Annotated in this window: 12 protein-coding genes; 2 read left to right on the top strand and 10 right to left on the bottom strand. The window is 61.8% G+C overall.

Annotated features, from left to right (window positions below; genetic code table 11):
- Positions 1-70 precede the first annotated feature (70 nt).
- Positions 71-1,003: an oxidoreductase gene (locus tag ACO06J_RS18920; protein ID WP_421762265.1), complete on the top strand. Its 933-nt coding sequence runs from the start codon at positions 71-73 to the stop codon at positions 1,001-1,003.
- 9 nt (positions 1,004-1,012) lie between these two features.
- Positions 1,013-1,663, top strand: coding sequence for a TetR family transcriptional regulator (locus tag ACO06J_RS18915; RefSeq protein WP_421762264.1), 651 nt, complete (start codon positions 1,013-1,015; stop codon positions 1,661-1,663).
- Between the two features lie 16 nt (positions 1,664-1,679).
- Here ACO06J_RS18915 and ACO06J_RS18910 read toward each other — a convergent pair whose 3' ends face one another.
- From ACO06J_RS18910 to ACO06J_RS18865, 10 genes are all read right to left on the bottom strand, one after another.
- Positions 1,680-2,966 (bottom strand): branched-chain amino acid ABC transporter permease, encoded by a 1,287-nt coding sequence (locus ACO06J_RS18910; RefSeq protein ID WP_421762263.1) that lies wholly within the window; start codon positions 2,964-2,966, stop codon positions 1,680-1,682.
- Positions 2,963-3,964: a branched-chain amino acid ABC transporter permease gene (locus ACO06J_RS18905; RefSeq protein WP_421762262.1), complete on the bottom strand. Its 1,002-nt coding sequence runs from the start codon at positions 3,962-3,964 to the stop codon at positions 2,963-2,965. The genes ACO06J_RS18910 and ACO06J_RS18905 overlap by 4 nt, the downstream gene beginning before the upstream one ends.
- 3 nt (positions 3,965-3,967) lie before the next feature.
- On the bottom strand, positions 3,968-4,672 hold the full coding sequence (locus tag ACO06J_RS18900) for an ABC transporter ATP-binding protein (RefSeq protein ID WP_421762261.1): 705 nt from the start codon (positions 4,670-4,672) through the stop codon (positions 3,968-3,970).
- Entirely contained in the window at positions 4,672-5,448 is a 777-nt protein-coding gene (locus ACO06J_RS18895) for an ABC transporter ATP-binding protein (RefSeq protein WP_421762260.1), read from the bottom strand. The genes ACO06J_RS18900 and ACO06J_RS18895 overlap by 1 nt, the downstream gene beginning before the upstream one ends.
- A 142-nt stretch (positions 5,449-5,590) precedes the next feature.
- The gene (locus tag ACO06J_RS18890) at positions 5,591-5,953 is read right to left on the bottom strand and encodes a methylglyoxal synthase (RefSeq protein ID WP_421762259.1); all 363 of its coding nucleotides are present in this window, start codon (positions 5,951-5,953) and stop codon (positions 5,591-5,593) included.
- Between the two features lie 36 nt (positions 5,954-5,989).
- Positions 5,990-6,337 (bottom strand): DUF1801 domain-containing protein, encoded by a 348-nt coding sequence (locus ACO06J_RS18885; protein WP_421762258.1) that lies wholly within the window; start codon positions 6,335-6,337, stop codon positions 5,990-5,992.
- Positions 6,338-6,472: 135 nt separating this feature from the next.
- Positions 6,473-8,971 (bottom strand): methyl-accepting chemotaxis protein, encoded by a 2,499-nt coding sequence (locus ACO06J_RS18880; RefSeq protein ID WP_421762257.1) that lies wholly within the window; start codon positions 8,969-8,971, stop codon positions 6,473-6,475.
- Between the two features lie 239 nt (positions 8,972-9,210).
- On the bottom strand, positions 9,211-9,600 hold the full coding sequence (locus tag ACO06J_RS18875; RefSeq protein ID WP_421762256.1) for a response regulator: 390 nt from the start codon (positions 9,598-9,600) through the stop codon (positions 9,211-9,213).
- A 100-nt stretch (positions 9,601-9,700) separates the two neighbouring features.
- Positions 9,701-10,747: a protein-glutamate methylesterase/protein-glutamine glutaminase gene (locus tag ACO06J_RS18870; RefSeq protein WP_421762255.1), complete on the bottom strand. Its 1,047-nt coding sequence runs from the start codon at positions 10,745-10,747 to the stop codon at positions 9,701-9,703.
- Positions 10,744-11,607, bottom strand: coding sequence for a CheR family methyltransferase (locus ACO06J_RS18865; RefSeq protein WP_421762254.1), 864 nt, complete (start codon positions 11,605-11,607; stop codon positions 10,744-10,746). Before ACO06J_RS18865 ends, ACO06J_RS18870 begins: the two co-directional genes overlap by 4 nt.

Below are 11,607 nucleotides of genomic sequence, written 5' to 3'. Positions count from 1 at the left end.
CGATGCCCATCTTGACAAAAGACCACTGGCCTCTTAATTAGAGACCATCATTCTTTTATGAAGGTGCTGCATGAGTTGGTCGACCAAGGACATCCCCTTCCAGGCTGGGAGACTCGCATTGGTTACCGGAGCGACAGGCGGTCTGGGTTACGAGACGGCCCTTGAGCTGGCTCGTGCGGGCGCCGATGTCGTACTCACCGGACGCAATGCGGAAAAGGGAGCAGCAGCCCTGGCACGGATCAAGGCTGAGGTGCCGCAGGCACGCGTCTCATACGAAAACCTCGATCTGTCAGCGCTGGGCAACGTGGCACGATTTGCCGAGGATTTTGCTACACGGCACAACCGGCTCGACATCCTCGTCAACAATGCCGGGGTCATGGCGCCGCCGAGCCGTGAGCTGACGCGAGATGGGTTCGAGTTGCAGCTGGAGACCAACTACCTGTCGCATTTCGCGCTTACGGCAAAGCTTCTGCCCCTGCTGATGGCCGCACCGGCTGGACGCGTAGTGCCCCTCGCAAGCGTGGCAGCGCGAAGCGGGAAGATCGATTTCGCGAACCTGCAGTCGGAGCGGGACTACAAGCCGATGGTCTCATACAGCCAGACCAAGCTCGCCTGCCTGATGTTTGGCTTTGAATTGCAGCGGCGGAGCGATGCAAATGGCTGGGGTATCGCCAGCATCACTGCGCATCCGGGTGTCTCGCGCACCGATCTGGTCAACAACGGCATGGGCGAGGCGAGCGTCGCGGGTTTCTTCCGGCGCCACTTCTCCTTTCTGTTCCAACCCGTGCCGATGGGGGCGCTGCCCACCCTAATGGCAGCAACCGACCCGTCGGCAAAACCAGGTGGCTACTATGGTCCCCAGGGACTAATGGAAGTGCGTGGCGCACCGGGCGAGGCCTCGGCGCCCAGCCAATCGCTCGACCTCGCGGTCGCTCGCCGGCTCTGGGACGTATCGGAAGAACTGAGCGGCGTGCGCTTCCCGGAGCGGGTACTGGCATCCTAGAATGGAGTGATGACTCAAACTCAAGAATTCCAGCGGGCACGAAAGCCCCAAGAGATCGAAGCGCGACGCACCACCCTTCTCACCTCGGCGGCGGAGCTGTTCGACGCCGAAGGGCCGCAGGGCGCCGGGCTGAACGCCATTGCTGCTAGGGCCGGGTTCACCAAGTCCAACGTCTATCGCTACTTCGAAAGTCGCGAGCAGGTGCTGCTGGAGTTATTCCTCGGCGAAATGGCCTCGCTGGTGCCCACCATGTGCGACAGGCTGGGGACCGCGGCCGAAAATGATGTGCCAGCGATAGCCGATCTCATTGCTGGGGAGTTCACGGCGCGGCCACGGCTCGGCCAGTTGACCGCGATCCTCACCAGTGTGCTCGAAGCCAACGTGTCGGAGGACACCATCGTGCGGACCAAGCGCACGATGGGCGCCCTGACAGCACGCCTCGCAGAGGCGTTGCACCAGAAGCTGCCTAAGGCAAGTGTCGCCGATTGCCTCTGGGCCATCTCGATGATCGGCACTCTGGTCGCAGGCATGTGGCCAGCTGCCCGTCCCTCACCTGCAGCGGCCCGCGTGTTGGAGCGGGAAGAATTCGCCGCGTTCCGGCCCAATATTCAGCGGGATTTGAAGCGGGCAGCGGAGGCGCTTCTCGCTTCGATTGTCTAGCCGAAAGAGCGACTGGTTATTTCTCCCGGCGTACGATCTCCGGGATCAGGCCACGCGGTGCGTAACGCAGGGCAATGGTGATCACCACGCCGAGCACAAACACGCGCATCTGGCTGGCGCGCGACTGGATTTCAGGGATCGCGCCCCAGCCATGCTCGACCGACCAGCTCGAAATGCCGTTGAACAGCCACTGCGACACCGGGTCGGAAATCATCCAGGTGATGTAGATCAGCAGCGCCCCGAACACCGCGCCCCAGTTATTGCCGGCGCCACCCACGATCACCATCACCCAGATCAGGAAGGTGTGGTTGATTGGCTGATAGGCGCCCGGATCGTAGATCTGCTGGAACGACACCAGCATCGCGCCGCCGATCCCCATCAGTACGGAGCCGAGGACGAAAATCTCGAGCTGCCGACGCGTGACGTTCTTGCCCATAGAGGCGGCCGCGACATAATTGTCGCGAATGGCGCGCATCATCCGGCCCCAGGGGCCAGCATAGGCGCGCTGCACTAGGAAGAACGCCGCGGCAAGGATGACCAGCACCACGGCGAGAAAGCCCAGCCGCGCGTAGATGAAGGACTCGGTGATCGGCAGTCCCTGCGCCTGCAGGTCCTGCGGTTGCGGTACCGGCCACGGGATCGGCGAAACGGTCAACGTACCGCGCGTCAACCAGTCCATGTTCTTGAGCAGGGCGCGGATGATCTCCGAAATCCCAATGGTGGCGATGGCCAGATAATCAGTCCTCAGCCCCAGGCAGATACGTCCCACCACGTAGGCGACACCACCTGCAAGCAGCCCGCCAAAGGCCCATCCAAGCACAGGGTTAAGGCCAAGCCCACCCACCCAGCCTGAGCTGCCCTCGATATAGGCCGCCGCCGGATCGATCTGGCTGCGATAGCCGATATAGGCAACGATCCAGGCGACGACGATCAGCGCCGTCCGCCAGCCGCCTTTGATGCCTATCCGGTCAGCATGGCGTGCGCCAAATACCAGCGCTCCACCGGCGATGAACGCCAGCAGCGCCTTGCCCAGCATCAGCGGACCGTCCGAGCTCCAGAAGGCCCCGTTCACCGGGAACGAAATGAAGGTCACGGCGGCGCCGCCGACCATCAGCATGCCCATGATCCCGAAGTTGAACAGCCCGCCATAGCCCCACTGGATATTGAGACCGAGCGCAATCAGCGCATACGCAAAGCTCTGCACCAGCAGCAGCGAGATGTTGGCGGTGCCGAGGAACGCCCCGATCACCACGAACAACGCGAACAGCCCGGCAAACAGAATGAGGGAACGGCGCCCGATCATGACGAGGCTCCCTTGAAGATACCCGTCGGGCGCCACAACAGCACCACCACGAGGATCACGAACGCCACGGTCAGCTTGTACTCGGTCGGAACGATCGCCAGCGTCGCCGGCACATCGAACGGCAGCGCACCCGCCATCGGCTTCAGCAGCACCGACCAGTTGAAGATCGAAAGCGTCTCTGCAAAACCGATCAGGAACCCGCCCGCGATCGCGCCATAGGACTGGCCGAGCCCGCCCACAATCGCCGCCGCAAAGATCGGCAGCACGATGTTGAACGCCAGGTCGGGTTTCAGCGACACATCGAGCGCCAGCATGGTCCCCGCCATACAGGCAAGCGCGCCGGCGATGATCCAGGTCACCCGCACCACCAGCTTGGTGTTGATGCCCGAGACCTGCGCCAGATCGGCATTGTCGGACATCGCCCGCATCGCCTTGCCGAGCCGTGACCGGGTTAGGAACAGATGCAGCGCCAGCACCACGATGGCTGTCGAGACCACCATCAGCACCTGCGGCTGGGTAAAATTGATCGTCCTCGTGACGCCCTCGAGCGGCACTGGAATGCGGACCAGTTGCTTTGCTTCCGTCTCAAAGAACGACACCGTTCCCGATCCAAAGAACAGCCGGATCAGCCCCTGGATCATCAGCGTCACGCCAATCGAGGCAATCAGCATCGTCACCGGCCGCGCCCCACGGCGCCTGAGCGGCGCGTAAAAGCCCTTGTCGATCCCCAGCGCCACCACCGCGGCAAGCACCATAGCGAGCGGCATCACCAGGAACCCAGTCGGCACCAGCGGCGTGGTCCAGCCCATGGCCGTGCACACGGACGCGAGGAGGAACGCCATGAACGCCCCCATCGTCATCATGTCGCCATGGGCAAAATGCGCGAAGCGGAGGATGCCGAAAATCAGCGTCACGCCCACTGCGCCTATGGCATAGATCGACCCGAGCACTACGCCAGCGACGATGACATTGTTGAAAAAGAAGATCAGCTCGTTCATCGCTCAGCCCCCCAGGAAGCTCTTGGCGACTTCGGGATCGGCAATGAGCTCGGCGCCCGTACCGGTAAAACGGTTCTGGCCCTGCGCCAGGACGAACCCGCGCGAGGCAAACGCCAGCGCCTGCCGGGCATTCTGCTCGACCATCAGGATCGCAACTCCCTCCTTGTTGACCTTGACGATCTGTTCGAAGATTTCGAGCACATAGCGGGGCGAGAGCCCGGCCGAGGGCTCATCAAGCAGCAGCAGCTTGGGCTGGCTCATCAGCGCGCGCCCCATCGCCACCATCTGGCGCTGTCCACCGGACAGTTCTCCAGCCGGTTGCCGGCGCTTTTCCTTGAGCACCGGGAACATGCCGTAGACCCATTCCATGGTCCCGGTGAAATCGTCGGTCCGGGTGAAGGCACCCATCTCAAGATTTTCCTCGACACTCATCGAGGTGAAGACGTTCTTTTCCTGCGGCACAAAGCTCAGGCCTTGCGGCACCAGTTTATCGGGCAGCGCATTGGCGATCTCCGCGCTGCGGAACCTGATCGAGCCTCCCGTGACCTTCAACAGCCCGAAGATCGCCTTGAGCGTCGTCGACTTGCCCGCCCCGTTGGGCCCCACGATCACCCCGATATCGGACTGCTCGATGGCCAGGTTCACACCATTGAGAATGGGCGCACCGCCATAGCCCCCGACCAGGTCGGTGATTTCCAGCAAAGCCATCAGGCGGCCTCCACCGGCGAGCCGAAATAAGCTTCGACGATCGCGGGATTGGCCCGGATTTCAGCCATCGGACCCTCGGCAATCTTTTCGCCCTGCGCCATCACGATCACCGGATCGCACAACCGGCCGATCAGGTCCATGTCGTGCTCGATGACGAAGAACGTGTATCCGAGTTCGCGGTTCATCCGTTCGATATTGGCCGCAAGATCCTGCAGCAGCGTGCGATTGACGCCCGCCGCAACTTCATCGAGCAGCACCACCTTGGCATCGACCATCATGGTGCGGCCCAACTCCAGCAGCTTCTTCTGGCCGCCCGAAAGGTTGCCAGCGAGCTCGTTCTTGACGTGCCCGAGCTTCAAAAAATCGATGACATCGAGCGCCTTCTGCCGCACCGCGCGCTCGCCCGCCTTGACGCGCCCCGGCGCGAACCAGGTGGTGACAAGGCCTTCACCCGGCTGCCCGGACGGCACCATCATCAGGTTTTCAAGCGCCGTCATGTTGGAGAATTCATGCGCGATCTGGAAGGTCCGCAGCATGCCGCGATGAAATAGCTGGTGCGGCTTCAGACCCGTCACATCCTGGCCATCAAAGATGATCTGCCCGCTGTCGGGCACAATGTTGCCCGCCACGAGATTGAACAGCGTGGATTTACCAGCCCCGTTCGGGCCGATCAGTCCAGTGATCGATCCGCGCGCAACCTGCAGTGAACACTGATTGACGGCCTTGAGGCCGCCGAAACTTTTGCTGACGTTCCTGACGTCGATAACTGCATCCAAGGACACCCCGCCCCCGTCCTGATAGAGTTCTTGTCTTGCGGTCTTGGCCGCATTTGAAATCTACATGCGCATACGCTGCCCACCCGGTCAACGTGGGCTGCCGCGTCCGGGCTCCGGAGATGACAGTTTTTTGACCAGACGGTCAAATCGCTGCCAGCACCGCGTCCGCCGTTTTGTGATTGGGCGCGAGAAGGATGTCGTAGAGCGTGGCGAGCCGCGTTAGCGACTTGATGTCGACGTCATGCGGCATCGCCGTCAGCGGATCCTGGAAAAAGATCAGCGCATCGAGCCTGCCTTCAGCGATCATCGCTCCGAGCTGAGCGTCACCACCCAGAGGCCCACTCAGCAAGAGTGTCACCCGCAACCCAGTGCCCTGGGTCACACGGCTGCCGCTGGTACCGGTACCCCAGAGGTCATGCTGCAGCAACGTGTCACGGTTTTTCAGCGCCCAGGCGACGAGCTCATCCTTCTTGTCGTCGTGCGCAACCAGTCCGATACGTGCCATGGCCAGTCTCCGTTACCGGCCTTCTTTCACCACGGCTCAGGCTTTGAGCGCAATGGCTTCAGCGAGGAGGATAGCGAGCTCATCGTCGGGGATCGCCGCGCCGGGATCGAAACGGATGAAGCGCACCTGCTTGCCATCACCCTGCAGGAGTGGGGAGGACAGTTGTCGCCCGTGCTCGAAGACCAGCGACACATGATCCTTCATCGGAAATACTGCACACAGGAACCCAGCTTGGGGGTGCCGGTAGTTCATCGAACCCCAGCCGACCCGCACAGCCGATTCAAGGTCTGGCCGCAGGCGCGCCAGAGTAGCACAAAGCCGGATCGTCATCTCGATGATGCCGGGGTCGAGGCCACGGACCAGCAGTTGCAGATCGTCGGTCATGTTCAGGATGCCTCGCGAGAACTCACCGCCCACTAGCAGATTCGCAGCCTGCTGCTGCGCACTGCTCCGTGAAAAAAGAGACCCAGTCCAGTCTCGGAAGGGTCTCTTGCTTGTTTGCGATCTTGAGGCGAGCGATCAGAACTCCGCCCAGTCCTTTTCGGCCACCGCAGCTCCGCCGCGCGAAAGATACGAACGTGCCGCAGTCGCCACCTTGTGCTGCAGCGCCTTGATGCCCCTGGCTGGCTCAGTGCTGCGCCCACCAGCCACATCATTGACCTTGAACACCTCGACGATCTGGTCGAGTTGGGCCGCCTGCGCCTCGGTTTGTTCTATCGCCGCATTGGTTTCTTCCACCAGTGCCGCGTTGTGCTGGGTCATCTCGTCCATCTGGCGCACCGCTGCGCTGACCTCCTCAATCGAGGATGCCTGCTCGCGGCTGGCACGGGCGATGGCATCCATCGCAAGGTTCGACGAACGCGCCGCCGTCAGCATGGATTGCAGCTTTTGCGCCGCCTCGGCGACAAGTCGCGAGCCGCTCTTCACTTCGGTGCCGCTCTGCTCGATCAGCGCTTTGACTTCGGCCGAAGCGCTGGCGGCAGATTGCGCCAGCCGCCGCACTTCCACGGCCACCACCGCGAAACCCTTGCCCGCATCGCCGGCCCGCGCCGCTTCGACTGAGGCGTTGAGCGCCAGAAGGTTCGTTTGGAACGCGATATCGTCGATCATGCCGATGATGTTGGAGATCTTGCCCGACGACGCGGTGATCCGCTCCATCGCAGCATTGGCCTCATTCATCACCACCCCGCCTTCTTCGGCGGTCTTTGTCACCCCCGCAGCGGCGCGCGAGGCCTCATGGGCCTGCTCGGAATTGGCGAGAACCGTCGTCGCCAACTGCTCCATCGCCGCCGAGGTCTCCTCGATGGTTGCCGCCTGCTTGGTGGTCCGCTCGCTGAGGTCGTTCGCCCCAGCCAGAATCTCGCCGGTCGCCGTCCGCAGCGAGCGCGAGGTTTCCTTCAGCCCCAGCACCACTTCACTGAGTTTGTTGGCCACCGCGTTGGTATCGGCCTTGAGCCGCTCGAACGCGCCTTCATAGCTGCCCTCGACCCGGCGGGTCAGATCGGTGTCGGCAAGCGCCGCCAGCACCTGGCCAGTTTCGCTGAGACCCCGATCAACGGTTTCAACCAGTTCGTTGACGCCACGGGCGAGTGCATTGAGCTCCTCATCGGGGAAGCTTGCCTCGACCCGCTGGGAAAAGTCGCCCGCCGTTGCAGCGCTGACCACCGAGCCAAACGCACGTTGCAGCCGCTGCATCATGCTGACGCGCTCATTGCGCCGATGCTCCGATCCCAGCCGCTCGCTCTCGGTCATTTCGCCGACCTTGAGGGCATTCTCCTTGAACACTAGTACCGATCGCGCCATCAGGCCAAGCTCGTCGGAGCGCCCAGCCCCGGCCACCTCGACATCAAGGTTGCCCTTGGCCAGACTGTCCATGGTCACGGTAAGGCGGGACATTGGACGGGTGATGCTTCGCGCAAACAGGAAGCCGGCGATCGCCACCAGCGCCAGCAGCCCCATGGCAGCGATCAGCATCCCGTTGCGGATATCGGTCACCGGAGCGAGGGCTTCGCTCTTGTCTTCTTCAGCCACCACCACCCAGGAGATGCCCTCGATGTTGAGCGGCGTCACTGAAACCAGGGTTTCAGCATTTTCTTCGTTAGTGCCCTCGCCAGATCCGCTTTGGCCGGCGAGCGCGACGTCAAGCAACGGATTCTCGTAGGAGACGCTCAGTGTGTCATCTTCTGTGGTGTGGTGGCTGTCGTTGCGGCGCAGCCGGTCCGCTCCAACGAGGAAAACTTCGCCGCTCTCACCCACCCCGGCAGTTGAATTCAAAATGGCGTTGATCTTGTCGAGCGGCAACTGCAGCGCGATGACGCCTTGCTTCCGGCCCTGATCATCAAAGACCGGCGTGGCCATGAACAACGCGGGTGCGCCAGCGCTGGGGGCATAATGCTGGAAGTCTGAGAATGCGATCTCGCCAGGCTGCTGCATCGCCGCGGCAGCCCGATAGACCCGGCCAAGTTCGGTGTCCGCATAGGGCCCACCGCCCTCCGAGAAATTCTGTCCGAAATCGTCTTCCTTGAAGGCGGTGTAGACGGCATTGCCCGCATCATCGAACAGGAAGAGGTCGTAGTAGCCACGCTGCTGGATCAAGGTGCGGAAACTGGGGTGCACCTTGCGGTGGAGGAAGTTGTAGCTCAGCAGCGAGGTGGCAGAATCCAAAAGGATCCGCTCGCCCGGCGGGTTGGGGTTGTTGTCGATATAGGCTTTCCGCAGGACCTCTGAAGCCGAGCCGGTCTTGATCTGGCCCCAACTCACCTGGAAATCATGGATAGTGCTCGCCGTACTGGCACCCGCACGTGTCAGCAGGTCGTCCTTGATGCCGGTCAGGTAGGTGGCGACTTCCGCACCGCGCTCGGCAACGGCGTTGGCAAGGCGTTCCTGAGTGAGCTTGACGACGGCATTCTGTGCGATGACATAGCTCGCGCCGCCCACCCCGCCGCTCACCACCAGCGCGCTCAGCAGCACCGCGATCGGCAGCTTGTGCGCGATCTTGAGCTTCGGCAGAAATCCCATAGCCATTCCTCTGCTGACGACCTGCACGGGAGGGGAAAACAGACGGCGGCCGCTCATTCAGCGCCCGCCATGCCTCCTCCAAAGCAAGACTTAGACTAGATGCGATGGCGGAGCCTATAGAGCAGATATTAACTTCTGATTGCACAGGTTAGTGATCGGAAACGCAGATGTAGATCCAGCAAAAAAAGCAAAAGGCCGCCCGGAGGCGGCCTGTTTTGTCTGTCACGCAAGGACCGGCCTTACGAAAGCACGCCGATAACTGCCTCGATACGCTTCTTCATGGTCGAAGCATCGAATGGCTTGATGATATAGTTGTTGACCCCAGATTGGATCGCTTCCTTGACCTGCTCCTTGTCGGAGCGGCCGGTTGCCATGATGAAGGGCATGGCCTGGGTCTTGGGGTGCTTGCGGATGACGCGAAGCAGCGTCAGCCCGTCGATATCGTCCATGTTCCAGTCGGAAATGATCAGGTCGACATTGCTTTTTTCAAGCTTGCCCAGCGCATCGCGGCCGCTTTTGGCCTCGACGATCTGCGTAAACCCAAGCTGATTGAGGATGTATTTGCAGATGCCCCGCATCGACTGCTGGTCATCCACGATCATCACACTGATAGCACTTGCCTTCGGCATTGTTGCGTTACGCCTTCTAGCCGCCCGTAAAACCAACCCGGGTCGCGCACCCTGCAGACCCTAGGCAATATCTGTTACCAATCTCTCAATCCGCGTCGGACTATGCCGCGGATTTGAGCTTTGTCAGTGCAGCAGCCAGCCGTGCCGCGATGGCCTCGACCGGCGCCTGTTCGACCACGGCGCCCTCTTCGAAGGCCACCCGCGGCATGCCATAGACCAGCGCCGACGACTGGCTCTGGCCAATCGTGTAGCTGCCGGCATCACGCATCTTCTTGAGCCCGCGCGCCCCATCCCGGCCCATCCCGGTGAGGATTGCGCCAACGGCCATCGCACCGACGGAATTGGCGACGGATTCAAACAGCACATCGACGCTCGGACGATGTCCGGAAGCCAGCTCATCCTGCGTCAGCCGGCACTTCAACTGGCCCGAACTGCGCTCCACCCGCAGATGATAATCACCCCTGGCGATGTAGGCGTGGCCGGGCTGCAGCACCATGCGGTCCTCGGCCTCGAGCACCTTGATTTCCGAAAGCTCATCGAGCCGGCTGGCAAAGCGAGAGGTGAAGCCGGCGGGCATGTGCTGGGCAATGACGATCGGCGGGCAATCTGCCGGCATCTGGCTCAGCACCACCCGGATCGCCTCGACGCCACCGGTAGAGGCACCGATAGCAATCAGCGAGCCCTGAGGAGCAGCCGCAGTGCGCACCGGCACATTGGCCGAAGTGGCGCGCATGGCGCGGCCCTTGACGTCCGAATTGGCGGCAGCGCGGACCTTATGGCGGAGGTTTTCGCCAAAAGCATCGAGCCCGCCAGCGAGCGTGGCGTTGGGCTTGGCAACGAAATCAACGGCACCAAGTTCCAGCGCCAGCAGCGTTTCACTGGCCCCCTTGGTGGTCAGGGTCGAAACCATCACCACCGGCAATGGGTGGAGGCGCATCAACTTGTCGAGGAACTGCAGCCCATTCATGTTGGGCATCTCGATATCGAGCGTCACCACATCCGGGCTCAGATCCTTGACCTTGGAGCGCGCCTCGATCGGATCTTCCGCCGTGCCGACGACGACAATGTCACCATCACGGCCGAGCGTCCGGCTAAGAACCTCCCGAATGAGCGCTGAATCGTCGACCACCAGTACCTTGATAGTCATGCCGCTTCCCTCGCCTTGTTCTGGATTTTTGACTGATAGATGGTCTTGCCGACCAGCTTGAAGTTGGTGCCACCGGACCCGAGATTTTCGGAATGGCCAATGTACAGAAAGCCCTCGGGCACAATCAGTGCGCCAAGCCGGCCAAACAGCTCACCCTGGGTCTTCTTGTCGAAGTAGATCGCCACGTTCCGGCAGAACACTGCATCGAACGGGCCACGCATCGGCCACGGATTGTGCATGAGATTGAGTTGCTTGAACGCGATCAGTTCTCGCGCGGCAGCGGGAATGCTCACTTCGCCGTTGCCTGCCTGTTCAAACAGCCGCATCCGTTCCGGCGACAACCCGTTGAGTTCGGCCACCGGATAGACCCCGGTCGCAGCCTTCTTGACCACGTTGGTGTCGATATCGGTTGCAAGAATCTTGAAGTCCCAGCGCTTCAGATCGGGGAGAGCGTTGAGCAGCGTCAGCGCGATGGTGTACGGCTCCTGACCAGTCGAGCAACCCGCCGACCAGATCCTGAGTTTGGGCCTGCCGCCGGGTGCCATACGCGGACGGGACTGCATCAGCCCGCCGACATATTTGACCAGGTGCTCGAAGTGATGATCCTCGCGCCAGAAGCGCGTCAGATTGGTCGTCAGGGCGTTGATGAATTCCTGTGTATCGGTCGGGCTGCCCTGCCGCTCGAGATAGTCGAGATAGGCGTCAAAGGAGTTGAGCCGGAGCGCGCGGACATGCTTGGCGAGGCGAGACACCACCAGCGTGCGCTTGGCGTCCGAGAGCGAAATGCCGGCTTCGGCATAGACGCGGGCCTTCACCCGGCCAAACTCGCGCTCGCTGAGGGGCAGTTCGCCCTGTTCCAT

Source organism: Devosia sp. (genome assembly GCF_965229025.1).
Lineage (GTDB): Bacteria > Pseudomonadota > Alphaproteobacteria > Rhizobiales > Devosiaceae > Devosia_A.
Note: the sequence above shows the minus strand (reverse complement) of the source record. Positions and strands in the feature narration are given on the sequence as shown.